The organism is Ruegeria sp. AM7 (assembly GCF_056535965.1).
Genome location: NZ_JBQFJE010000003.1, coordinates 700,269 through 724,360, shown reverse-complemented (window position 1 = coordinate 724,360; position 24,092 = coordinate 700,269). Strand labels below are relative to the sequence as shown.

Below are 24,092 nucleotides of genomic sequence, written 5' to 3'. Positions count from 1 at the left end.
ATGCTGATTTATAAGATTTTCCGGTCCGACGAATGGGCCGCGTTGCAATCCAACGGGGCGACAGATGGCGCTCCGATTGATGTTTCCGACGGATATGTCCATTTCTCGACAGCGGAACAGGCGGCCGAGACGGCCGCCAAGCACTTCGCTGGGGTCGACGGTTTGACATTGCTGGCTTGTGACGCCGAGGCGATGGGGGACGACTTGAAGTGGGAGGTCTCGCGCGGGGGCGCGCTGTTCCCGCATCTCTACCGACAGATCAGGATGACAGATGTGCTTTGGGCTAAACCTTTGCCCTATGACGGGCAGGCCCACCAGTTCCCCGAGGAGATGGAATGACCCGCTACATCGACCCCGAGCGCGCTCAGTTCGAGGCGTTCAAGAATCTGGACCGTAATCATCCGATCGAAATGCTCAATCTGGTGAAATTCCGCGCCAAGGCCGCGTACCCGGATGACCATGATCTGGCCGATGCCGGTCTGACCGGCGCGCAGGCCTATCGCAACTACGGGGCCGAGACGGCCCCGATCATCGCTCGTATCGGCGCGCAAATTCTCTGGAGCGGCGCGTTTCAAACAACTCTGATCGGCCCGCAAAACGAAGTTTGGGACGCAGTCTTTATCGCCCGCTATCCCACCGCCCATGCGTTCATGGAAATGGTCACAGACCCGGATTACCAAAAAGCGGTCGTGCATCGTCAGGCGGCAGTTGAAACGTCGCGCCTGATCCGTTGCGCTCCGACCCAAGGCAGAGAGAGCTTCGGATGAAACTGACCGAGAAACTGGGCCTTGCCGCCCTGCACCGGATGGATCCGGAAGCCGCGCATGGGATGTCGATCAAGGCGTTGAAAGCGGGGCTGGCCCCCGCGCCAGGTCCTGTGACCTCGTCCCGGTTGCGCACACAGGTGGCTGGGCTTGACCTTCCCAACCCGGTCGGGCTGGCCGCTGGGTTCGACAAGAACGGCGAGGTTCTGACACCTCTGTCCCGCGTGGGTTTCGGGTTTATCGAGGTCGGCGCCGTGACCCCGCGCCCGCAGCCCGGCAACCCCAAACCGCGCCTGTTTCGCCTGAGCGAAGACAAGGCCGCCATCAACCGCTTTGGCTTCAACAACGAAGGCATGGCGGTCATGGCCCAACGTCTGGCGGATCGTCCCAAAGACGCGGTGATCGGCCTGAACCTGGGTGCAAACAAGGACAGCGACGACCGCCCCGGCGATTTTGCCAAAGTGCTGGCCCATTGCGCGGCACATCTGGATTTTGCGACTGTCAATGTTTCGTCCCCCAATACCGAGAAACTGCGCGACCTGCAGGGCAAGGCCGCGCTAAGCGCGTTGCTGGCGGGAGTGATCGAAACCCGCAACGCCCTGCCCCGTGCCCTGCCTGTCTTCCTGAAGATCGCCCCCGATCTGACCGAAGACGAATTGCAGGACATCGCCGAGGTCGCGCAGGAAACCGGTGTGGATGCGGTGATCGCCACCAATACCACCCTGTCCCGCGACGGTCTGCGCAGTGTTCACAAGGATCAAGCCGGAGGTCTGTCCGGAGCACCTCTGTTCGACAAATCCACCCGCGTATTGGCGAGATTGAGCCAGTTGACCGACGGCCAGATCCCCCTGATCGGTGTTGGCGGGATCAGCACGGCGGAACAGGCCTATGCCAAGATTTGCGCCGGAGCCTCTGCCGTGCAGTTCTACACGGCGATGGTTTATGGCGGCATTTCACTGGCCGCTGAGATCGCGCAAGGGTTGGACAAACTTCTGGCGCGCGACGGGTTCGACACGGTCGCACAGGCCGTGGGCAGCAAACGTGAGGACTGGCTATGATCGAATATTGGCACAACCCCCGCTGTTCCAAATCCCGCGCAGGGCTGGCGTTGCTTGAGGAAAACGGCGCTCAGGTCGAGGTGCGGAAATACCTTGAAAACGCGCCCTCGGCGGATGAGTTGCGTGCAACACTGACCCTTTTGAACGTACCCGCCATCGACATGATGCGGACGGGTGAGAAACAGTTCAAGGAACTCGGGCTGACCAAAACCACGTCCGAGCACGCACTGATCGCGGCGATGGCAGAACACCCGATTCTGATCGAGCGTCCTCTGGCGATCAATGGCGACAAGGCCGCCATCGGACGCCCGCCCGAGAACCTGCTGGACCTGCTTTAAGCGATCTGCGCCTCAAGCCGGGGATAGCGCCAGCCCAAGGTCAATCCCCGCGTGATGTTCAGAACCATCAACGCGGCCCAAAGGCCGTGGTTGCCCAGAGACGGCACCAGTAAGAACAGGGCAACCACGTAGATCGCAACCGACTGGATCATCGCGTTGCGCATATCCCGCGTCCAGGTTGCCCCGATATAGATGCCGTCGAACATCCAACTTGCCACCCCGATCACCGGGGCCAGCGCCGCCCAGATCAGGTATTCTCGCGCGGCCAGACGGACCTCGGGCGAGGTAGACATCAGGTCGATCAGCGCAGGCCCTGCAAAATAAAATACTGCGCCCAAGGCAAAGGCCCCGCCCACACCCCACTGCGACGCCATGACCGAAGCCCGCCGCACCTGATACCGGTTCCGCGCCCCCACTGCGCCGCCCACCAGTGCCTCGGCTGAAAAGGCAAAGCCGTCCAGCGCAAAGGCGGTGATCTCAAGAAACTGCAGAAGGACCTGATTGGCCGCCAGATTGACGTCGCCCAGATCGGAGCCCACGAACAGGAAAGTGGTGAATGAGCCCGTCAACAGGACCGACCGGATCATGATATCGGTATTCACCTGAACCATCCGACGCAAACGCACAGCGTTGAATATCCGGGGCCAGTCGCGCCACTGATTGCCACCGAACGCGCTGCGGCATAGCCACAGACCCAACGCCAGACCAGTCCACTCGGCGATCAAAGTGGCGATGGCGACACCTTCGACACCCCAGCCCAGCCCCAGAACGAACCAAAGGTCCAACAGGATGTTCAACCCGTTCATCCAGATCTGAAGAAGGAACACGCCGCGGGTGCGCTCGATAGCAATCAACCAGCCGGTCACGGCATAAAGCGCAATCGTCGCGGGCGCACCCCAGATACGAATTTCAAGGTATGCGCGGGTCAGGGACTCGACCTCGGGACTGGCCGGGGACAGCGCGAAGGCCCCCCAGAACACCCACACTTGCGTAACGATAAAGACAAGACCCGCCGCACCGCCCAGAAGCAGGCCGCGCATCAACAGCGCACCGGTCTCGGCCGTGTCGCCCGCCCCGCGCGCCTGCGCTGCAAGACCGGTGGTGCCCATGCGCAAAAACCCGAAGATCCAATAGATCGCAGACAAGAAGACTGCACCCATGCCGACGGCTCCGATGGGGGCCGCCTGCCCCATCTGGCCCACAACGCCGGTATCGACCGCGCCCAAAATCGGAACGGTTGCGTTTGACAACACGATAGGAAGGGCAATCTTCAGCACCCGTCCATGCGTTATAGGTGCCGAAGCGTCTTGCATGGTGTTCTAGCTGTCCTTGGCCTTAGGTTGCGGCATCAGGAAATGCCCCGATGCCTGCGCATAGGGACGCGCGTGGTTGTCCTGCCACGCTTCGACCCGAACCGATGCATAACGCCGCCCCGATCGGCTGACAAAAGCGCGGGCATAGGCGTCGCGTGGCAAACCCGATCGCAAATAGTCGACCGTGAAATCGACCGTTTTTGGAAACCGGATCGACTCGTCCTTGACGATTGCATCGGCGTCCAATTCACCGCTTTCGATACTGGGCAGGAAGTACTCCCAACTCAGCGTGATAACGGCCGTCACTTCGAGAAAAGCGGCGGTGACCCCGCCGTGCAGGGCTGGAAGTAGGGGATTTCCGATCAACTTTTCGTCAAAATTCAGCACTCCGGTCAGCTCGTCCCCGCGCCGGTCGAAGGCAATATTGAGGAACCGGATGTAGGGGACACCATCGACAATAGCGTTCAGCGCCGCATCCCGCCTGTGCTTGACCACCTGCATGGGTTCGGGACGTTGCCGCGCCATCACAAACCCTCCACCGTGAAAGACCCCGAGGCAGTGGCAACAGGCAACTCCTGATCCTCGTCCATCGCGGTCGCGCGCACAAAGGCGACATTGCGGGTCAAGTGGTAGCATGTGGCGTGGGTCGTGATGCTCTGACCCGGCGTCGCAGCCCTCATATAGTCTATTCTCAGGTCAATCGTAGCCGTACCGCCGGGGGCGGCAGGATGGCTCATGACGGCGGCTCCGCAGCACGTGTCTAGCACCGCAAAAACCGCACCTCCGTGAATGACACCAGTGCGCGGATCGCCGACCAGTTCGGCATTATACGGCATCGTAATTTCAGCCTCGCCATTCCCGATTTTGTTCAGCTTCATACCCAACGCGCGCGCATGCGGAATCGCTTCGATGAACTGGCGCGCAATAGCGGCTTTGTCGACCATCTGCTTGTGTCCTCTTGATTTATCCCTTTATGAGCGTGTGACCCGCAAAAGAGCAAGCCCGCCTGTTGCGCTTGAAGCCGACAGGTCATAGGCTGCCGCAGAGGAGATCAGGAATGTCCGACGACCGTTTGTCATTCAAAGAGATGTGTGCCGAGTTCGATGTGACCCCGCGCACCCTGCGTTACTATGAATATATCGAGCTTTTGCAGCCCGATCGTGAAGGCCGCTCGCGGTTTTACGGTCCGCGTGAATGTGCGCGTATGACGTTGATCATGCGGGGGCGCAAATACGGGTTCCCTCTGGAAGACATCCGGCAGTGGTTGCTGATCTACGAAGATCAGGGGAATCAGGCGCAGATGAAGACGTTTGTCGAGATGGCTGACCTTCAACTGATCGAGCTGAATTCACAGAAACAACAGCTTGACGATGCGATCGACGCCCTTCAACAGATGCGCGATCAGACTGCGAATTCTCTGAACTGATCGCGGCCACCCAGCCCTTCGATATAGTGCTATTCCTTTCGACCCTGCTGTCGCGCTGTTGACTGGCAGGGTTATTTTGTTGCGCCTCCACGCCCCAATCTGGTTGTTTCCGACACTATTCGTGACGTGACGTTACGGCCGTCCGACCTCAAATCCACTTGACGCAAACGGAAGTTACGTCAACTTATTTGTGACGTAGCGTTTGGATTACGCGAACGCCATCTCCGTGTTGTAAGTGGCGCACAAACTGCGCAACTGAACCACATCAACGCCAGTGAACAAGAGTGCTGAAGCCATGACCGAAGATCTGATGACCATTCGTGAAATGTGCGAGACTTATGATGTCACGCCGCGCACTTTGCGGTTTTACGAGGCCAAGGAACTGCTGTTCCCGATCCGTGAAGGACAGAAACGTCTGTTCACCAAACGTGACCGCGCCCGTCTGAAACTGATCTTGCGCGGTAAGCGTTTTGGATTCAGCCTTGAGGAAATCCGGCAGTTGCTGGACCTGTATCATGTGGGTGATCAGCAGATGACCCAGATGACCCGCACATTTGAGATCGCCCGTGAACGCTTAGCCGACATGGAAGCACGCCGGGAAGAACTGACCCAGGCGATAGACGATCTGAAGGAACAGTTGCGTTGGGGCGAGAAAGTGATCGCCTCGATGAAAAACGACAAAAAAGCCGCCGAGTAACTCCCGGCGGTCCCAATCACCGGACATTCGAATTTTAAAGGGAGCTTCAAATGCCCGTCTACAACGCGCCAACCAAAGACATGCAATTCATCCTGCACGAAGTGCTGAACGTATCGGGATCGGACATTCCCGGTTACGACGAACTGGACGCGGATTTCACCGCTGCCGTGCTGGAAGAGGCAGGCAAGATTTCATCAAACGTTCTGCATCCGCTGAACGTGGTTGGCGATACTGAAGGCGTTCGCCACGAAAATGGTGTCGTCTACACCCCTACAGGGTTCAAAGACGCTTTCGAGCAGGTCAAAGAAGGTGGCTGGACCGGGCTGGACATGCCCGAAGAGTTCGGCGGCCAGAACATGCCCTACGTGATCGGCAGTGCGGTGGGTGAGATGTTCTCATCCTCGAACCAGGCCTTCACCATGTATCAGGGTCTGACCCACGGTGCGGCCTCGGCCATTCTGGCGCACGGCACCGACGAGCAGAAAGCCACCTATCTGCCCAACATGGTCAGCTGTGAATGGACCGGCACCATGAACCTGACCGAGCCGCATTGCGGCACCGATCTGGGCCTGATGCGCACCAAAGCTGAACCGCAGGACGATGGCAGCTATAAGGTGTCGGGTCAGAAGATCTTTATCTCGGCCGGTGACCACGACATGGCCGACAACATCATCCACCTGGTTCTGGCCAAGATCCCTGGCGGCCCCGAGGGCATTAAGGGCGTGTCGCTGTTCATCGTGCCCAAGTTCATGGTCAACGAAGACGGCTCGCTGGGCGAACGCAACGGCGTTTCGGTCGGCAAGGTCGAAGAGAAAATGGGCATCCACGGCAACTCGACCTGTGTGATGAACTATGACGAAGCTACCGGCTTCTTGCTTGGCGACCTGCACAAAGGTATGCGCGCCATGTTCACCATGATGAACGAAGCGCGTCTGGGCGTGGGTATGCAGGGTTTGGCACAGGCCGAGGCTGCCTATCAGAACGCAGTAGAATATGCCAAGGACCGTCTGCAGGGTCGTGATGTAACCGGCGTCAAGAACCCCGACGGCCCGGCCGATCCGCTGATCGTCCACCCCGACATCCGCCGCAGCTTGATGGATCAGAAAAGCTTTACCGAAGGCGCGCGTGCGTTTGCCCTGTGGGGTGCCACGATGATCGACAAAGCGCACCGGTCGCATGACAAGGATGCGGACGGCCTGATCTCGCTGCTGACGCCGGTCATTAAGGGTTTCCTGACCGACGAAGGCTATGACATGACCGTCAAGGCACAGCAGGTCTACGGCGGCCACGGTTATATCGAGGAATGGGGCATGTCGCAGTATACCCGCGACGCTCGCATCGCGATGATCTACGAAGGTGCAAACGGCGTTCAGGCGCTGGACCTTGTGGGTCGTAAGCTGGCCACGGATGGCGGCAAGCACGTGATGGCCTTCTTTGAGATGGTCAAGAATTTCTGCAAGGAAAACGGTGGCCAGAACGAAGCGCTGGACAAGGCGTTCATCGAACCGCTCAAGGCGGCCTCGAAGGATCTGCAGGCAGCTGGCATGTACTTCATGCAGAACGGCGCAAAGAACCCCAACCATGCGCTGGCCGGTTCGAACGACTTCATGCACATGTTCGGCCATGTCTGCCTGGGCCTGATGTGGGCACAAATGGCAAAAGCGGCTTATACAGCCCTTGACGGCGGCACTTCGGATACCGAGTTCTACCAGACCAAGATTGCCACCGGTCAGTTCTACATGGCCCGTCGCCTGCCGGCTACTGCGCTGCACCTTGCACGCATTCAGACCGGTGCCGACACCGTCATGGCGCTCGAGGCGGCAAGCTTCTGATCTGAAACCGGCTGCGGGGCCGTTCCCGCAGCCGGGTTTTCGAAAGGATAGACATGCCGAAACGTTTTCGACTGACCCGCCGTTTCCCGGTTGCCATGACCGAAGACGGATATCGCCGCCTCAGGGCTTTTTCCCGCGAGGCCGGTCTGGACGAAGGTGAAGCACTGTCTTTCCTGTTTGAAAACTTCAACAGCGTCATTCACGAGGAGAACCTGACGCACCGCTTGCGTATCTTCAATTCGGAACTCGAAGCGCGCAAACGTTAAAGAACCGCAACCGCCCGACACAGGGCGGGCGAAAGCCATCGGCACCACTAGGTCGGGCATACGTCAAGGGAGGCTAAGGATGACCATCAAACTGCACTGTTTCAGCGTCAGCGGAAACTCGTACAAAGCTGCGCTGGCTTTGGAGATGTCCGGGTTGGACTGGGAGCCAATCGAAGTTGATTTCTTTAACGGCCAGACCCGCACACCGGAATACAGGGCAAATGTCAACGCGATGGGCGAAGCGCCCGTCTTGGTAGACGGTGATTTCAGCACCAGCCAGTCTGGTGCCATTCAAGCGTATGTGACCGAAAAGACCGGAAAGTTTGGTGGTAATTATCACGCTGAGCGGTACGAAGTTCTGCGCTGGGTTTTGTGGGACAATCACAAGCTCAGCTCAGGAGCTGGCATGACACGATTTTTGATGAATTTCCTCCCCGCAGAGCATCGGAATGCTGACGTCATTGCCTTTAATCAGGGCCGTTTGAAGTCGGCCTATCAAATTCTGAACGCACATCTGGATGGCCGCGACTGGATCGTGGGCGACGGCGTGACAAACGCCGATCTCAGCTGCTGCGGATACCTGTATTACCCCGAGCCCTTCGGCTTTGACCGTTCCGAATGGCCCAATATCGACAAATGGCTGACGCGGCTGTCTGAACAGCCGGGTTGGCAACACCCCTACGACCTGATGCCCGGCCAAGTGCCGGATCGAGCTTAAGGAGAGCATCATGACCGAAGCTTACATCTACGACGCCCTGCGCACACCGCGCGGAAAGGGCCGCAAGGATGGCAGCCTGCACGAGGTAACCTCGGTGCGACTGTCCGCCGTCGCCCTTAACGCCATGAAAGAGCGTAACAACCTGGAAGGCCACGCCGTCGAAGACGTGATCTGGGGCAACGTCACGCAGGTGATGGAACAGGGCGGCTGTCTGGCCCGTTCTGCAGTTCTGGCCTCGGATTTGGATGAATCGATCCCCGGTCTGGCCATCAACCGCTTCTGCGCCTCGGGCATGGAAGCTGTGAATTTGGCCGCCAACCAGATCAAAGGCGGTGCCGGTGACGGCTACATCGCCGGCGGCGTCGAGATGATGGGCCGCGTGGCCATGGGGTCGGACGGTGCGGCGATTGCCGTTGATCCCTCGCTTGCGATGGACACGTATTTCGTGCCGCAGGGGATTTCCTCGGACATCATCGCGACCGAATACGGCTTCAGCCGCGATCAGGCAGACCAGCTGGCGATGGAATCGCAGCGCCGCGCCGCGCAGGCGTGGGAAGAAGGCCGCTTCGCCAAGTCGATTGTCCCCGTCAAAGACCGCAACGGCCTGACCATTCTGGACCATGACGAATACATGCGCCCCGGCACTGACATGCAGAGCCTCGGCAGCCTGAACCCCGCCTTCCAGATGATGGGCGAGCAGATGCCTGGCTTCGACAAGGTCGCCCTGCTGAAATACCCGCACCTGGAAAAGATCAACCACATCCACCACGCGGGCAACAGCTCGGGCATCGTGGACGGGGCTGCGGCCGTTCTGATCGGCAACAAGGAATTTGGTGAAAAGCACGGCATCAAACCGCGCGCACGGATCAAGGCCACTGCCAAGATCGGTCTGGACCCGACCATCATGCTGACTGGCCCGGTTCCGGTGACCAAGAAAATTCTGGCCGACAATGGCATGCAGATTTCGGACTTCGACCTGTTCGAAGTGAACGAAGCCTTCGCTTCGGTCGTGTTGCGGTTCCAGCAGGCATTTGATGTGGACCCCGAGCTGGTCAACGTCAACGGCGGCTCGATCGCGATGGGTCACCCGCTGGGTGCAACCGGCGCGATGATCATCGGTACTCTGTTGGATGAACTGGAGCGTCAGGACAAAGAAACCGGTCTGGCCACGCTCTGCATTGCGTCGGGCATGGGTGCCGCGACCATCATCGAGCGGGTCTGATGCCCAAGCTGGATCTCTCTCAGATCCCGTTTATTGGGGGATCGTCCTATCCTGGTAAGCTGGCCGAGGCGACCGCAGGTCGTTTCGTTCAGCGGCTGGGGGATGCGGGCGGTCTGACCCAATATGGGGTCAACATCGTGCGGTTGGAGCCTGCGGGGATGTCCTCGCTGCGGCACTACCACATGGAGCAGGACGAGTTCGCCATTGTGCTTTCCGGCACCTGCACCCTGATCGACGACGATGGTGAGCATGAGATGCAGCCCGGTGATTGCGCGGCCTGGCCCGCAGGTGAGCCCAACGGCCACCACCTTGTAAACAAAACCGATGCGCCCGCGACCTTTCTGGTGGTGGGCACGCGGACCCCGACCGAGACCGGCTTTTATAGCGATATCGACATGATGGTGAAGGACGACGCAGATGGCGAATCCTTCACCCGGAAAGACGGCAGCCCGCTGACGGCTGACCAGATTGGAGACGACGGATGACAGAGTTTACCCTGACCAAAGACGCCGACGGCGTCGGCACGATCACCTGGGATGTTCCCGGCAAATCAATGAACGTGATGTCCTTTGACGGACTGACGCAACTGGACGCCTGTATCGATCAGGCGCTGGCCGATGACGAGATCAAAGGCATCATCATCACCTCGGGCAAGAAGGGTTCATTTGCCGGCGGCATGGACCTGAACCTGTTGGCCGTGATGAAGGAAGAGGCCGGTGACGATCCCGCCAAGGGCCTGTTCGAAGGCACGATGAAAATTCACGCCCTGCTGCGTAAGATTGAATTGGCAGGCATGGACTTCAAAACCAAGAAGGGCGGCAAGCCGATTGCAGCCGTTCTGCCCGGCACCGCCGCCGGGATCGGCATGGAACTGCCCCTGTCGACCCACCGCATCTTTGCCGGTGAAGATCCCAAAGCCAAATACGGCCTGCCGGAAATCATGGTCGGCATCTTCCCCGGCGCGGGCGGCACCACGCGCATGATCCGCAAGATGGGTACGATTGCTGCAGCTCCGCTGTTGCTGGAAGGCAAGATGCTGGACGTCAAAAAAGCCAAAGGTGCTGGCTATATCGACGAGATCGCCGCCGACCCCATGGCCGCCGCGAAAGAGTGGGTTCTGAACGCCAAGGAGACTGATCTGGTCAAACCTTGGGACGCCAAAGGGTACAAGATGCCCGGTGGTGCCCCCTACCACCCAGCCGGTTTCATGAACTTCGTCGGTGCCTCTGCGATGGTGCACGGCAAAACTCAGGGTGCTTACCCAGCAGCCAAGGCTTTGCTGAGCGCGGTTTATGAAGGCGCTCTGGTCGATTTCGACACCGCCCTGCGGATCGAGGCTCGCTGGTTCACCACTGTGCTGATGAACCCGTCATCTGGAGCAATGATCCGCTCGCTGTTCCTGAACAAAGAGGCGCTGGACAAAGGCGCCGTGCGCCCTGCCGGGATCCCCGATCAGTCGGTCAGGAAAGTCGGTGTTCTGGGTGCAGGCATGATGGGGGCCGGTATCGCGCTGGTCTCGATTCAAGCCGGTATGGAGGTTATCCTGATTGACCGCGATCAGGCTGCCGCGGACAAAGGGAAAGCGTATTCCGAGACCTATCTGGACAAGTCGGTCAAGCGGGGCAAGATCTCAGAAGACAAGAAAGACGTCATGCTGGGCCTGATCACTCCGACACCTGATCTGGAAAAGTTGAAAGGCTGCGATCTGATCATCGAAGCCGTGTTCGAAGACCCCGCCGTCAAAGCCGACATGACCAAAAAGGTCGAGGCGATTATCTCGGACGACTGCATCTTTGCCTCGAACACATCGACCCTGCCGATCACCGATCTGGCCAAGGCCAGCGTGCGCCCTGATCAGTTCATTGGTATCCACTTCTTTTCGCCGGTCGAGAAGATGCTGCTGGTCGAGATCATTAAGGGCAAGGAAACTGGTGATCGTGCGGTCGCCAAAGCGCTGGATTATGTGCGCCAGATCCGCAAAACGCCCATCGTGGTCAATGACGCGCGGTTCTTCTACTGCAACCGTTGCATCATCCCCTACCTGAACGAAGGCGCCCGTATGGTGACCGAAGGTGTTAGCCCCGTGCTGGTCGACAACGCCGCACGTCAGCTGGGCTTCCCGGTGGGACCAATTACCCTGACCGATGAAACCTCGATCGATCTGGGGGCCAAGATCGCCCGCGCCACCAAGGCCGCGATGGGCGATGCCTATCCGGCAAGCGCCGCAGATGATCTGATCTTCTGGATGGAGGAAGAGGGGCGTCTGGGTCGAAAGTCCAATGCCGGTTTCTTTGACTATGACGAAAAGGGCAAGCGTCAGGGATACTGGAAAGGTCTGCAGGACAAATTCCCGCTGGCCGAGGACCAGCCCGATCTGATCGAAGTTCAGGAACGCCTGATGTTCGCTCAGGTTCTGGAAGCCGTCCGTGCGCTGGAAGAAGGCGTAGTGGAAGACATCCGCGAGGCCGACGTTGGCGCGATCCTGGCTTGGGGCTTTGCGCCCTGGTCCGGTGGTCCGCTCAGCTGGGTCGACATCATCGGCGCACCTTATGCGGCCGAGCGTTGCGACCAACTGACGGCGAAATATGGTGATCGGTTCGCCTGCCCGCCGCTGCTGCGTGAGATGGCCGAGAAAGGCCAGACCTTCTACGGCCGCTTCGACCCCGAAGCGAAAGCAGCCTGAACTAAAAAACTGGCGCATGTTCTGCATGCGCCAGTTTTCCTGTCTGCGGGTTGGCGCAATGTTGACGTCAAATCAACCCCTGATCATATCCCGAAATCATCAAAGCCGTAGCCGAACCTTTCGATATCTTCGGCACACGCCGCAGCAACAGCAGCGCGCGTCTTTGGCGTGAAATAACCTCGGTAGTCTGCCACACGTTCGGAACGGTTTGATTGTGGCAGCGACAGCCTGAACCCGAGATGTTCGAACAAAGGCTCGGCGTCTTTCTCGAACTGTTCCAAACGGATATACGCGCTGCAATGCTCGACCCCGTTCGCCAGTGTCATATAGCGTCGCGCCGGGTTGGCTGCGAAAGACCGCGCTGTGTCAGCGTGCAGAACGAACTCTGTGAACGGCAGTTTGCGAGCCAGCCCGACCGCAGGGTGCTCGAAGGTTTGATCCCTTAACCAGTGATAGTAGCTGACCATCCGGTCCCAAGGATTCCGAACCAGAGTGAAGGTGAACATCGACCGAAGTTCGTCCGCGGATACTATCCCGTCGATATCAGACAAAACGCCGTGTTTCCTGAGACGTTCTGCGCCCGTCATCGCCTTTAACCGCTTGCGGCGTCGCAGCGCCTTGGGTGTATCGCCCACAAGGATGTCATCTTTCATAGCCCGGTCCTCCAAAGCCAAAGACAGCGATGTCCCTCCGCTTTTGGGGATATGAACAAACACGTATCGCCGACCCCTGGAAATGATCATGCGATGGCGTTCTCGGGGGATGTGCGCCCGGCTCTCCAGCCCAATACGGCGCCCGCCGTCGCGATCAGGGCAATCCCTGCGATCTGCATGACGCCGATCGACTGGCCAAAGGCAACCCAGGCGAACAGGGGGCCAAAAATCATGACCGAGTATTCGAATACCGCAACATAGGACGGCTCTCCGATCTGATAGGCTTTGATCAGCATGAAAACAGCGATAGTCGATCCAACGGCCTGAACGACGATCCAGGGGATCGCCGGTTGCATCTGCCAAACCCAACCGCGCGTGACGAACCCCGCAGGCCCCTCGGGCGATGCCAGCGGGAACACCGTCAAGGCGATCACACCCGTTGCCCCCGCCAACCCCAAAGTGACGACCATGGCCGCTAAAAGAGCGACGGTGCTTTCCCCTGCGCAATGACTGCGCGTGATGACAGCGCTCAGCGCGTAAAACAGCCCCCCGGCGACAGGTAGAAGGGTCTTTACATCGAATTCATACGGGTTCGGTTGCAGTACGCATAAAATGCCGGTGAACCCCAGAAAAACAGCAAAAATACGCCAGGGTCCGATCTTTTGCCCCAGCGCCAGCGTCGATATCAGAAGCACAAAGATCGGCGAGGTAAACAGCCCCGCCAAGGCCTGTGCAATGGGCATCAGGGCCAACGCGCCAAAATAGAACAACATCGCCAACGTGATCAGCACACTGCGTAACATCACAGGCCCCAGACGATTTGGGCGCAACTTCCCGAAACCCAATAGCGACAATCCTACGATCAACGGCAGCATCAACGCGGCGCGGCTTAGGTGGAACTGCCAAAGGCCGATCGTCTCGGCCAACAAGATCACCACATTATCCACCACCCCAATGATCGCCATCGAGCTTATCATCAGGATCGAGGCTAAAATCGGTGAGGTCTGCGTGTCGGGCGACATGATAAGCCTTGTTGTAAAATCAATAACGCCTTGCCCCCAAGGCCCTGCACCATCCAGCACATTTACAGAACCAGGCGCAACAGGTTTGCGCCACTGGATTTTTGCGTGCTAAACTGACCTCAATCAATAATGAGCAGTTCCCACCGTGATGACGGCCCTGAAACAGTACCAACGGATCGAGGCCACCGGTCTGTGGCGTCCTTCGCCCGACGTTCAACGGCGCGAGGTCGTGGTTTCCATCGGCGAAGCCACGCTGACGATCTCGGATTTCAATGACAAGGCGCTGACACATTGGTCCCTCGCGGCGCTGGAACGGCAGAACCCGGGTAGTTATCCGGCGGTCTTCAACCCCGATGGCGACCCGGACGAGACGCTGGAGCTGGAAGAAACCGAAACCACCATGATCGAGGCGATAGACCGTTTGCAACGCGCCATCGACCGCGCGCGCCCGCATCCCGGGCGTTTGCGGTGGTTCAGCGTTGCGGGTGTCGTTGTCGCTGTTCTGGTCTTGCTTTTGCTTTGGGTTCCGGTTGCGCTTCAGAACCACGTGGTCGCGGTTGTTCCCGAGATCAAACGGCATGATATTGGTGGCACAATCCTAGACCGGATCGAGCGCGTATCGGGGCGGGCCTGCACGTCCGAAGATGCGCAAGAAGCGTTAGATCAACTGGCCGCACGCACAGGTGTACGCGAAGTCGTCATCCTTCCGGCGGGCGTGCAAAGCAGTCTCAGCCTGCCGGGCGGGATCGTGTTGTTGAACCGAGCGCTGGTCGAAGATCACGAGGATCCTTCGGTTGCCGCAGGGTACATCATTGCAGAACGCGCACGAACGCAGGCGCAGGATCCGCTTGAGGATCTGCTGGACCGCACCGGAGCGGGCACTGCCTTTAGGCTGCTGACAACCGGCGAACTGACGCCCGACATCGTGGATGCCTATACCGAAGAGGTCCTGTCACAGCCCCGCCCTTCCCTGCCGGATGATGACCTGCTGGAGGTCTTTGCCCAAGCCGCTCTGCCCTCGACACCTTTTGCCTATGCCAAGGATGTAACCGGTGAGACGGTGTTGGGCCTGATCGAGGCTGACCCAATGGCAGGACGTCCCCAACAGCAAGTCCTGCCGGACCGCGATTGGGTCCGGCTGCAGAATATCTGCGGCGGATGATCCGACTTACTTGGTGCCGAACATCCGGTCGCCCGCGTCGCCGAGGCCGGGCATGATATAGCCTTTGGAATTCAGTTCTCGATCCAGTGACGCCGTGACGATGTGCACGTCCGGATGCGCCTCTTTCATCCGCGCAACGCCTTCGGGGGCAGCCAGCAGGCACAGGAACCGGATATCGGTGGCGCCTGCCTCTTTCAGCAGATCAATCGCCGCGGCCGAACTGTTCCCGGTGGCCAGCATCGGATCAACCGCGATGACCAGACGATCTTTCAGCCCCTCGGGCGCTTTGAAATAGTACTGAACAGGTTTCAGCGTTTCCTCATCGCGGTAGAGGCCGACAAAACCCACGCGGGCCGAGGGCACCAGCTCCAGCACCCCGTCCAGCATCCCGTTTCCGGCCCGCAGGATCGACACCAGCGCCAGTTTCTTACCAGCCAGAATGGGGGCGTCCATCTCCTCCATCGGGGTTTCGATGTGGCGGGTGGTCAGCGGCATCTCACGCGTGACTTCATAGGCCAGCAGCTGCGTGATCTCGCGCAGCAATTGCCGGAACGCCGCGGTCGAGGTGCCCTTGTCCCGCATGAGCGTCAGTTTGTGCTGCACCAGCGGGTGATCAACGACGGTCAGGTGTTCGCTCATGTTCTCTCCAGTCTTGTCCGGACCCGCGCGCGGGTCTTGTCATCGCAAAAGGCCGCCGTAAGGGCGGTTTCGTTCAGCGCGGCGAAATCCTCGGCCTGCCAGCCGAAGGCGTGCGCCAACATCTCATATTCGCGCCGCATTGTGGTGTGGAAAAACGGCGGATCGTCCGTGGAAATTGTGACCTTCACACCCGCATCGCGCAATTTGGCAATCGGATGCGCCGCGAAATCGGGGAAAAGCCCCAGTACCACGTTCGAGCCGGGGCAGACCTCAAGCGTGATGTCCCGGTCGATGATCTCGCGGATCAGATCGGGGTCTTCGATAGCACGCACGCCGTGGCCCACACGTTCGACGTCCAGATCGCGGATGGCATCGCGCACGCTTTCGGGGCCGCCGAACTCTCCGGCATGAGTGGTCAGGCGCAGACCGGCCTCGCGGGCGCAGTCAAAGGACCACTTATAGTCCCCCTGAGCTCCCATAGCCTCGTTCCCGCCCATGCCAAAGCCGGTGATCCAATCACCAGCGGTTTCCGCTGCGCAATGGGCGCTGAGCTTTGCTTGCTCCGGGCCGAAATGGCGCACACAGGTCACGACCCCACGCAGGGTAATGTCGTATTTGCGCTCGGCCTCATCCGCCGCGTCCTGAATGGCGGTCAGGTAGTCGCGCCAGGCGTGCAGGTCTCCGCCGCCGCAGAAATCGGGGCTGAGGAAGGTTTCCGAGTAGACCACCCCGTTCGCCGCGCTTTCTTCGAGGATGGCCAGTGTCAGGCGGCGGAAATCCTCGGGTGATTTGAGCACCTCACAGGCGGCCTCGTACACGCTGAGGAAATGCGCGAAATCGCGGAAATCATAGCTGCCGTCGGGCTTGAAAATCCCGCTCAGGTCGATGCGCTTTTCATGGGCCAACTGCCGGATAAAGGCGGGCGGGGCCGCGCCTTCATGGTGCAGGTGCAATTCGATTTTGGGAAGGTCTGCGACGCTCATAGAAAACTCCGCCCCGGCCCCTGCGCCGGGATGTTCAGGTGATGTGCGATGCTGGCTGAGACATCGGCGAAATTGACCGCGCCGATCTGGCCCGGACCTTGCCCGGCGATCAGAACGGGCACCTTTTCGCGCGTATGGTCGGTGCCGATCCAGCTGGGGTCATTGCCATGGTCGGCGGTCAGCAGCATCAGGTCTCCGGGCTGCAGGCGGGCGATAATCGCACCGATCTCACGATCGAACCATTCCAGCGCAAAGGCATAACCGCTGATGTCGCGGCGATGGCCGTAGAGGCTGTCAAATTCGACAAAATTGGCGAAGGTCAGGCTGCCCTCTTCCGCCTCATCGACCAGATCGGAGAGGTGCCGCATCAGGTCCGCGTCCGAGCCTTTGCGCAGCGTGTCGATCCCCTGCATCGAGAAGATATCACCGATCTTGCCCACCGCATGCACCCGCCGCCCGGCATCCTGCGCCCAGTTGGTCAGAACCGGGGCGGGTGGCAGAATCGCAAAATCCTTGCGGTTGGTAGTGCGGGTAAAACCCTGTTCCGGCGTGCCCACGAATGGTCGCGCGATGACCCGGCCCACTTTCATCTCGTGCAAGCGCGGGGCGAGCGTGCGGCACATTTCCAGCAAGCGGTCGAGGCCGAAATGCTCCTCATGCGCGGCAATCTGGAACACGCTGTCAGCCGAGGTATAGCAGATCGGCCAGCCGGTGCGCAGATGTTCGGCGCCCAGGTCTGCAATGATCGCCGTACCCGAGGCGTGGCAATCGCCCAATATGCCGTCGGTTCCTGCAGCCTCGGCGGCGGCCCGGCTGAGGTCGGCGGGAAAGGCTGGCTGCGTATCCGGGAAATAGTGCCAGTCCCAAGGCACCGGCAGCCCGGCCAGTTCCCAATGGCCTGAGGGCGTGTCCTTACCCGGCGAATGTTCCCGCGCGCAGCCCCACAGGCCTGTAGGTTCCGCCGCCAACCCCGGCGTGTCTGCGCCCGAGGCCAAACGGGCCGCCGCCCCCAGCCCCAACGCATCCAGATGAGGCAAGTGCAGCGGGCCCGAGCGCCCATCCTCGGCCCGCCCCTCGGCGCAGGCCTGCGCGATATGTGCCAGCGTGTTGGCCCCGGTATCGGGCCGATCGCCGTTGAAAAAGTGATCCGCATCCGGCGCGCCACCGATGCCGACCGAGTCCATCACGACCAGAAACGCGCGGGTCATGCGGTGATCCTTTCATGCACGATCCCCGGCAGCGAGGGGCTGTCCGGCCCAAGGCTGACCGCTTGCAGGACGGCCTGCGCCGCCTGTTGCGCCGCGTCCTCGCGGGCGGCGTGGATCACGGCCAACGGCGCACCCTTGTCCAGCTTGTCGCCCAGCCGGACGATATCGGAAATCCCCACGGCGGGGTCGATCACGTCGCTTTCAACTTGCCGCCCGCCGCCCAGAGCGACGACTGCCAAGCCCAGCGCCTCGCCATTCATCGCGGTGACATAGCCCGTGCTTGGCGCAGGAACTTCAAGAATCACGCTGGCCTCGGGCAAGTACCGCGACCAGTTGTCGACGAAATGCAGCGGCGCGCCGACGGCGGTCATCATGCGCCCGAACCTTTCGGCCGCGCGGCCAGAGCGGATAATTTCGGCCAGTTTCTCGCGCCCCTCATCCAAGGTTGCGCACATCCCGGCATCAACCAGCAAAACGCCGCCCAACTCGGCCGAAATCTCAGTCAAGGGCGAATTCTGCCCGCTGGTCATGGCTTTCATGACCTCGCAGATCTCTAACGCGTTGCCCAGCGCCGGGGCCAGAGGTTGGTTCATATCCGTGATCACCGCCGAGGTCCGACACCCCGCAGCATTCGCGGTCTGGGTCAGAGCCCGTGCCAGATTACGCGCATCTTCGTGGGTTTTCATGAACGCGCCGCTGCCCACCTTGACATCCAGCACCAGAGCATCAGGGCTGGCGGCCAGCTTCTTGGACAGGATCGACGCGGTGATCAGGTCCAGGCTTTCCACAGTCGCCGTCACATCGCGGATTGCATATAGCCGCTTGTCCGCAGGGGCGATCTGCCCCGTTGCGCCAACGATGGCGGCACCCGTTTCGCGCAAGATCTGCGCCAGACGATCTTCGCTGATCTGAGTGGTCACGCCCGGAATCGACTCGAGCTTGTCCAGCGTCCCGCCGGTATGGCCCAACCCACGACCCGAGATCATCGGGACATAAGCCCCCATCTCGGCCAGTGCAGGCGCAAGCACCAGACTGACACTGTCACCCACCCCTCCGGTCGAGTGCTTGTCGATCACCGGGCCATCCACGTCCCATGTCAAAACGTCGCCGCTGTCACGCATTGCAACCGTCAGATCAGCACGACCCTGCGCGCCCAGACCGCCCATACAGACGGCCATCGCGAAGGCCCCGGCCTGCGCGTCACTGACGCCACCATCAGCCAGACCTTGCGCGAACCAGCGCAGTTCCTCGGCCGTGGGCACCTGACCGCGGCGCAGCTTGGCGTTGATCGAACGGGCGTCCATGGCTCACTCCATATGCGAGGCGCCAAAGGCCCCCGGCAGCAGATCGCCGATGGTAGTTTCCATCTCAGACCCTTCGACCGAGGCCAGTGTTACCTTGACCTCGCGCTTGCCGAACTCGGCCAGTTTCTGACGGCAGCCCCCACAGGGCGGCACGGGCTGAGGCGATGAAGCAACCACATAAACCTCGGTCAGTTCCTGCTCACCTGCGGCGACCATGGCGGCAATCGCCCCGGCCTCGGCGCAGGTGCCTTCGGGATAGGCCACGTTTTCCACGTTGCAGCCGGAAAAGACGGTGCCGCTTGCGGACCGGACCGCCGCACCGACCTTGAAGTTTGAATAGGGTGCATAGGCGTTTTCGCGGACAGAGAGGGCTGCGTCTTTCAAGCTCATGGCGATTCCCCAATTTTTTATCATCTGGTCAGAAAAATACTGTTCTAGTGAAACGGCGCGCCAAGGTGAAGCCCCGCGCGCCGCAATTCTTACCCCAGCCGTGTGTTGAACCTGCCGGGCAGTGTGACCTCAAGCAGTTCCACATCATCCGACGGGTCCGACAGGCGCGTCCGCATCCCCGGAGGGATCACGAACGCGTCGCCCTGTTCCAGCGGGTATGGCTCGCGCCCTTCACCCTCTAACGTGACCGCGCCGTTCATTACAAAGGTGAAATGGATATCTGTGTCATGGGCAGCCCATTGCGGATCACCCTGCCCTTTGCGCACCACCTGCACCCCGGCCACGCCCTTGGTGTTTTCCGCAATCGTGGTGTCGCGGCAGATATATCCCGGCAGACGGAACGGCACCCAATCCGCACCCTCGGCCTGATTGAAGACGAACTTTTGACCCTGCCATTCCCGATCCGGGCGGTAGTGCGGGGTGGGCAGGTCCATGTCGTGGTCAATCTCGGTGACGTGTTCAGCAGGCACGCCGATCTCGATCACCTGCACATTGTCCGAGGCCTCAAGCACGCGGTGACGGATTTCGGGCGGTTGGATAAAGCAATCGCCAGCAGTCAGGCGCATCTTGTCGCCCTGATCCTCGTAGACCACATCCACCCAGCCGTAGATGCAGAAGATCAGTTGGAACCCGACCTTGTGGAAATGCACCATGTCCGGCACAGGCCCGCCATCAGGAATGCGGATATGGCTGGCGATGATCGACCCGCCCAGCCGGTCAGGCACCAGATCGCGGTAATGCATCCCGGCACGGCCAATGATCCATGGAGCCTGATCCTTGAGCCTGCGCACCACGAAGGAATGAACGGTCTCGGGCATGACCATGGGTGGATTCAGCTCATCAATCTCGACCTTTGTTCCGTTCGGGGCCACAAGACTGCGTTGCCCGTCGGCAAAACTGTCGGGGTCATCGGTCAGGATGCGCAACGTTCCGGGGCTTTCCGGCGCGTCCTTTTCGATACGCAACCGCAGCCCATGGCCGGAAAACACCGCCACCCGAGGGTCATCGGCGGGATAGATCATATCCATCCGCATCCCCAGCACCTTGGTAAAAAAGGGGATATCGTCGCGCAGCTCCTGCGTAGGCAGGCGGATCTCAGCTTGGGTCTGACTTTCGGTCATTCACTGTCTCTTCAGTATTGGCTTTCGGCCATCCGATCAGAACAGCGGCCAGAATGCCAATCGAAAAGAACATCTCAAGCGTTTCTTCCAGCACAAACAGGCGCAGTATCATGGTCTGAGACATATCCGCGCCGATCATCCCGGACACCTCTTCCAGCAGTTGCGCGACCACTGCCGACATCCCAGCTAGGAAAAACACCAGCAAAAACGGCGCGCGTGCCTTCAAAGCACGCCAACCCGTCGGGACACCGTGCCAGATCACCCCCCCCAACACGATAACCGCCAGCACAATGCGCACGGCAGTCATGTCCAGCATCACGTCCAAACCACTGAGGATCGTATGAGGAAAGGTTCCAACCGAGTAAACATCCGCTTCAAGCTCGCGCTCGGCCAACAGAAGACACACGACGCCGATATACAGGCGCTTGACGCCGGGAAAGCGGTAAAACGCTGCAAAGCCCGCCGCCAGCAAAGCAAAAGCCGAGCCGGTCTCGATCACGCCGCCCTCTTGGTTGAAACGCGATGCCTGTTCCGGCCAAATAGAGATAACGACCAACACAAGCGCCATTGCGGCCAGAGCAGCAGGAAGCCCGAAGTGAATATGCCCTTTGGAACCAGTCCGGAGATCTTCATTAAAGCTCATGTCTGGCCTTTGTTCTTGCGTCTGAAAGACAGGTTTTCGAAGATGCTCGAAACTAGTTACTTTGAATTGAAATGCAACTCACGCGCTCATGTCGCCGAAAACATGCTGCAAAATGACGTAACGTAGCCAAGCCGGAAAAAATGGTTTAACGGTCAATCAAATTTCAGAACGGAGATAAATCGCCAATGTCTGACACCCCCAGCCTGCGGCAGGCCGCGCTTGACTACCACGCCCATCCAAAGCCCGGAAAGCTAGAGGTCAAAGCCACCAAGCCGATGGCCAACGGTCGCGACTTGGCGCGCGCCTACTCACCCGGCGTGGCCGAAGCGAGCCTTGAGATTAAGGCCGACCCCCAAAATGCCGAGCTTTATACGGCGCGCGGCAACCTCGTGGCGGTAGTCTCGAACGGGACGGCAGTATTGGGGCTGGGCAACATCGGTGCGCTGGCCTCAAAACCAGTGATGGAAGGCAAGGCCGTCCTGTTCAAGAAATTTGCCAATATCGACTGTTTCGATATCGAGGTCGATCAGCCCGATCCCGAAAAGCTGGCTGATATCGTCTGCGCGTTAGAGCCCACTTTTGGTGCGATCAACCTTGAAGACATCAAAGCCCCTGACTGCTTCGTCGTTGAGAAAATCTGCCGCGAGCGGATGAATATCCCCGTTTTTCACGACGACCAGCACGGCACTGCCATCGTTGTAGGGGCGGCCGCCAAGAACGCGCTGCACGTTGCCGGCAAATCGTTCGAAGATATCAAAGTCGTCTCGACCGGCGGCGGGGCGGCGGGGATTGCTTGTCTGTCCATGTTGGTCAAGCTAGGCGTCAAGCGCGAGAATATCTGGCTGTGCGATATTCACGGTCTGGTCTACGAAGGCCGCGCCGAGGATATGAATCCGCACAAGGACCAGTTCGCACAGAAATCCGATCTGCGCACGCTGGATGACGTGATCGGGGATGCGGACCTGTTCCTTGGCCTAAGCGGGCCGAATGTGCTCAAGCCCGAGATGGTCGCGAAAATGGCCAGCCGCCCGATCATCTTTGCGCTGGCCAACCCGAACCCGGAAATTCTGCCCGATGCCGCGCGCGAAGTTGCGCCGGATGCAATCATCGCCACGGGCCGCAGCGACTTTCCCAATCAGGTGAACAACGTCCTGTGCTTTCCCTTCATCTTCCGCGGCGCGCTGGATGTTGGCGCAACCGAGATCAACGATGAGATGCAGATCGCCTGTGTCGACGGTATCGCCGAAATGGCCCGCGCCACCACCAGTGCCGAGGCCGCGGCCGCCTATAAGGGTGAACAACTGACCTTCGGTCCCGACTATCTGATCCCCAAACCCTTTGACCCGCGCCTTGTGGGCGTGGTGTCCTCCTCGGTGGCTAAGGCCGCTATGGCGAGCGGTGTGGCCAAACGCCCGATTGCCGATATCGAAGCGTATAAAGAACAGCTCAACCAAACCGTTTTCAAATCGGCGCTGATCATGCGACCGGTGTTCGAGGCCGCCTCGGCCGCGTCCCGCAAGATCGTCTTTGCCGAGGGCGAAGACGAGCGCGTCCTGCGCGCAGCCCAAGCTATTTTGGAAGAAACCACCGAGACCCCGATTCTGATCGGTCGTCCCGATGTAATCGATGCCCGATGCGAAAGGCTGGGTCTGACCGTCCGGCCGGGTGAGGATTTCCAGATCGTAAACCCGCAAGACGACCCGCGCTATTATGATTATTGGAATACATATCACGGACTGATGCAGCGCCGTGGCGTTACGCCTGATCTGGCCAAGGCGATCATGCGGACCAACAACACTGCGATTGCCTCGATTGCCGTGCATCGGGGCGATGCAGACAGTATGATCTGCGGAACCTTTGGGGAGTACCGCTGGCACTTGAACTATGTGCAACAAATCTTGAGCGACGGAGACTTACGTCCGCACGGGGCGCTGTCGCTGATGATCCTGGAAGACGGGCCGTTGTTTATTGCTGACACCCATGTACATCAGCTGCCCTCACCCGAGGAACTGGCCGAAAGCACAATCGGGGCAGCGCGTCACGTGCGCCGCTTTGGGCTTGAACCCAAAATCGCCTTTTGCTCGCAATCCCAGTTTGGCAATCAGGCGGAAGGGTCAGGCAAACGTCTGCGGGCAGCGCTGGATATTCTGGACTCGGAGCCACGTGACTTTACCTATGAAGGCGAGATGAATCTTGATCTTGCGCTAGACCCCGAGCTGCGCTCGCGCATCTTCCCGAATTCCCGCATGGAGGGTGCCGCGAATGTGTTGATCTTCGCGCATTCCGACGCGGCCAGCGGCGTGCGAAACATTCTGAAAATGAAAGCAGACGGGCTGGAGGTTGGGCCGATCCTGATGGGGATGGGCAACAAGGCCCATATCGTGACGCCATCAATCACCGCGCGCGGGTTGCTGAACATGGCCGCAATAGCGGGTACGCCCGTCACCCACTACGGGTAGGCGTGTAACCTGATCTCTCAATAATTCGAACCGGGCGCCAGCTAAGGCGCCCGGTATGATTCTGAGACTTGTTTGCTCAGCCCTCTTTGCAACTTTGCAAAAATTTCCTACGGCACCCACCATACTGCGTG

26 protein-coding genes are annotated in these 24,092 nt (G+C 59.7%); 14 read left to right on the top strand and 12 right to left on the bottom strand.

Annotation, left to right across the window (positions count from 1 at the left end; genetic code table 11):
* The 4 genes from ACR3EG_RS07325 to arsC are packed head-to-tail and all read left to right on the top strand — an operon-like array spanning position 1 to position 2,160.
* On the top strand, positions 1-339 hold the full coding sequence (locus ACR3EG_RS07325; RefSeq protein WP_480494543.1) for a DUF952 domain-containing protein: 339 nt from the start codon (positions 1-3) through the stop codon (positions 337-339).
* Positions 336-767, top strand: a complete 432-nt coding sequence (locus ACR3EG_RS07320; RefSeq protein ID WP_480494541.1) for a DUF1330 domain-containing protein — start codon at positions 336-338, stop codon at positions 765-767. Before ACR3EG_RS07325 ends, ACR3EG_RS07320 begins: the two co-directional genes overlap by 4 nt.
* A complete protein-coding gene (locus tag ACR3EG_RS07315; protein WP_480494539.1) occupies positions 764-1,822 on the top strand; it encodes a quinone-dependent dihydroorotate dehydrogenase in 1,059 nt (352 codons plus the stop codon). Before ACR3EG_RS07320 ends, ACR3EG_RS07315 begins: the two co-directional genes overlap by 4 nt.
* Entirely contained in the window at positions 1,819-2,160 is a 342-nt protein-coding gene (arsC, locus tag ACR3EG_RS07310; protein ID WP_480494537.1) for an arsenate reductase (glutaredoxin), read from the top strand. Before ACR3EG_RS07315 ends, arsC begins: the two co-directional genes overlap by 4 nt.
* Here arsC and ACR3EG_RS07305 read toward each other — a convergent pair.
* From ACR3EG_RS07305 to ACR3EG_RS07295, 3 genes are read right to left on the bottom strand one after another with little or no spacing between them, the layout of a single operon-like run.
* Positions 2,157-3,473 carry an MATE family efflux transporter gene (locus tag ACR3EG_RS07305; RefSeq protein WP_480494535.1) on the bottom strand — a complete coding sequence of 439 codons (1,317 nt, stop codon included), beginning with the start codon at positions 3,471-3,473 and terminating at the stop codon, positions 2,157-2,159. The genes arsC and ACR3EG_RS07305 overlap by 4 nt on opposite strands.
* A gap of 6 nt (positions 3,474-3,479) precedes the next feature.
* The gene (locus tag ACR3EG_RS07300; RefSeq protein ID WP_480494534.1) at positions 3,480-3,998 is read right to left on the bottom strand and encodes a PaaI family thioesterase; all 519 of its coding nucleotides are present in this window, start codon (positions 3,996-3,998) and stop codon (positions 3,480-3,482) included.
* Entirely contained in the window at positions 3,998-4,417 is a 420-nt protein-coding gene (locus tag ACR3EG_RS07295) for a PaaI family thioesterase (protein WP_170354702.1), read from the bottom strand. The genes ACR3EG_RS07300 and ACR3EG_RS07295 overlap by 1 nt, the downstream gene beginning before the upstream one ends.
* A 113-nt stretch (positions 4,418-4,530) precedes the next feature.
* On the opposite strand from ACR3EG_RS07295, the gene ACR3EG_RS07290 reads away from it, so the two are divergent.
* From ACR3EG_RS07290 to ACR3EG_RS07255, 8 genes are all read left to right on the top strand, one after another.
* Positions 4,531-4,899, top strand: a complete 369-nt coding sequence (locus tag ACR3EG_RS07290; protein ID WP_480494532.1) for a MerR family transcriptional regulator — start codon at positions 4,531-4,533, stop codon at positions 4,897-4,899.
* Between the two features lie 295 nt (positions 4,900-5,194).
* Positions 5,195-5,596 carry a MerR family transcriptional regulator gene (locus tag ACR3EG_RS07285; protein WP_170354704.1) on the top strand — a complete coding sequence of 134 codons (402 nt, stop codon included), beginning with the start codon at positions 5,195-5,197 and terminating at the stop codon, positions 5,594-5,596.
* Positions 5,597-5,646: 50 nt separating this feature from the next.
* The gene (locus ACR3EG_RS07280) at positions 5,647-7,428 is read left to right on the top strand and encodes an acyl-CoA dehydrogenase C-terminal domain-containing protein (protein WP_480494530.1); all 1,782 of its coding nucleotides are present in this window, start codon (positions 5,647-5,649) and stop codon (positions 7,426-7,428) included.
* A 53-nt stretch (positions 7,429-7,481) separates the two neighbouring features.
* Positions 7,482-7,694 carry a hypothetical protein gene (locus ACR3EG_RS07275; protein ID WP_170354706.1) on the top strand — a complete coding sequence of 71 codons (213 nt, stop codon included), beginning with the start codon at positions 7,482-7,484 and terminating at the stop codon, positions 7,692-7,694.
* A 79-nt stretch (positions 7,695-7,773) separates the two neighbouring features.
* Positions 7,774-8,412 (top strand): glutathione S-transferase family protein, encoded by a 639-nt coding sequence (locus ACR3EG_RS07270; protein ID WP_480494528.1) that lies wholly within the window; start codon positions 7,774-7,776, stop codon positions 8,410-8,412.
* Positions 8,413-8,422: 10 nt separating this feature from the next.
* The gene (locus ACR3EG_RS07265) at positions 8,423-9,634 is read left to right on the top strand and encodes an acetyl-CoA C-acetyltransferase (protein ID WP_209194169.1); all 1,212 of its coding nucleotides are present in this window, start codon (positions 8,423-8,425) and stop codon (positions 9,632-9,634) included.
* Entirely contained in the window at positions 9,634-10,119 is a 486-nt protein-coding gene (locus tag ACR3EG_RS07260; RefSeq protein ID WP_480494525.1) for a cupin domain-containing protein, read from the top strand. Before ACR3EG_RS07265 ends, ACR3EG_RS07260 begins: the two co-directional genes overlap by 1 nt.
* Positions 10,116-12,317 carry a 3-hydroxyacyl-CoA dehydrogenase NAD-binding domain-containing protein gene (locus tag ACR3EG_RS07255; protein ID WP_480494524.1) on the top strand — a complete coding sequence of 734 codons (2,202 nt, stop codon included), beginning with the start codon at positions 10,116-10,118 and terminating at the stop codon, positions 12,315-12,317. Before ACR3EG_RS07260 ends, ACR3EG_RS07255 begins: the two co-directional genes overlap by 4 nt.
* 83 nt (positions 12,318-12,400) lie before the next feature.
* Here ACR3EG_RS07255 and ACR3EG_RS07250 read toward each other — a convergent pair whose 3' ends face one another.
* Complete coding sequence (locus ACR3EG_RS07250) at positions 12,401-13,060, bottom strand: sulfotransferase family 2 domain-containing protein (RefSeq protein ID WP_480494522.1); 660 nt, start codon at positions 13,058-13,060, stop codon at positions 12,401-12,403.
* A complete protein-coding gene (locus ACR3EG_RS07245; RefSeq protein WP_480494520.1) occupies positions 13,057-13,992 on the bottom strand; it encodes a DMT family transporter in 936 nt (311 codons plus the stop codon). The genes ACR3EG_RS07250 and ACR3EG_RS07245 overlap by 4 nt, the downstream gene beginning before the upstream one ends.
* A 148-nt stretch (positions 13,993-14,140) precedes the next feature.
* Here ACR3EG_RS07245 and ACR3EG_RS07240 point away from each other — a divergent pair, with 148 nt between their 5' ends.
* Complete coding sequence (locus ACR3EG_RS07240) at positions 14,141-15,154, top strand: hypothetical protein (RefSeq protein WP_480494518.1); 1,014 nt, start codon at positions 14,141-14,143, stop codon at positions 15,152-15,154.
* A gap of 6 nt (positions 15,155-15,160) precedes the next feature.
* On the opposite strand, the gene upp is transcribed toward ACR3EG_RS07240, so the two are convergent.
* The 7 genes from upp to ACR3EG_RS07205 all read right to left on the bottom strand — a co-directional run bounded on the left by upp (position 15,161) and on the right by ACR3EG_RS07205 (position 21,502).
* Positions 15,161-15,793 (bottom strand): uracil phosphoribosyltransferase, encoded by a 633-nt coding sequence (gene upp / locus ACR3EG_RS07235; RefSeq protein ID WP_480494516.1) that lies wholly within the window; start codon positions 15,791-15,793, stop codon positions 15,161-15,163.
* Positions 15,790-16,776: an adenosine deaminase gene (locus tag ACR3EG_RS07230; RefSeq protein ID WP_480494514.1), complete on the bottom strand. Its 987-nt coding sequence runs from the start codon at positions 16,774-16,776 to the stop codon at positions 15,790-15,792. Before ACR3EG_RS07230 ends, upp begins: the two co-directional genes overlap by 4 nt.
* On the bottom strand, positions 16,773-17,984 hold the full coding sequence (locus ACR3EG_RS07225; RefSeq protein ID WP_480494512.1) for a phosphopentomutase: 1,212 nt from the start codon (positions 17,982-17,984) through the stop codon (positions 16,773-16,775). Before ACR3EG_RS07225 ends, ACR3EG_RS07230 begins: the two co-directional genes overlap by 4 nt.
* On the bottom strand, positions 17,981-19,288 hold the full coding sequence (locus ACR3EG_RS07220) for a thymidine phosphorylase (RefSeq protein WP_480494510.1): 1,308 nt from the start codon (positions 19,286-19,288) through the stop codon (positions 17,981-17,983). The genes ACR3EG_RS07225 and ACR3EG_RS07220 overlap by 4 nt, the downstream gene beginning before the upstream one ends.
* Positions 19,289-19,291: 3 nt before the next feature.
* The gene (locus ACR3EG_RS07215) at positions 19,292-19,678 is read right to left on the bottom strand and encodes a cytidine deaminase (RefSeq protein WP_480494508.1); all 387 of its coding nucleotides are present in this window, start codon (positions 19,676-19,678) and stop codon (positions 19,292-19,294) included.
* A gap of 89 nt (positions 19,679-19,767) precedes the next feature.
* Positions 19,768-20,859: a cupin domain-containing protein gene (locus ACR3EG_RS07210; protein WP_480494506.1), complete on the bottom strand. Its 1,092-nt coding sequence runs from the start codon at positions 20,857-20,859 to the stop codon at positions 19,768-19,770.
* Positions 20,834-21,502 (bottom strand): hypothetical protein, encoded by a 669-nt coding sequence (locus tag ACR3EG_RS07205; RefSeq protein ID WP_480494504.1) that lies wholly within the window; start codon positions 21,500-21,502, stop codon positions 20,834-20,836. Before ACR3EG_RS07205 ends, ACR3EG_RS07210 begins: the two co-directional genes overlap by 26 nt.
* A 185-nt stretch (positions 21,503-21,687) precedes the next feature.
* On the opposite strand from ACR3EG_RS07205, the gene ACR3EG_RS07200 reads away from it, so the two are divergent.
* On the top strand, positions 21,688-23,961 hold the full coding sequence (locus tag ACR3EG_RS07200) for an NADP-dependent malic enzyme (protein ID WP_480494502.1): 2,274 nt from the start codon (positions 21,688-21,690) through the stop codon (positions 23,959-23,961).
* Positions 23,962-24,092 lie beyond the last annotated feature (131 nt).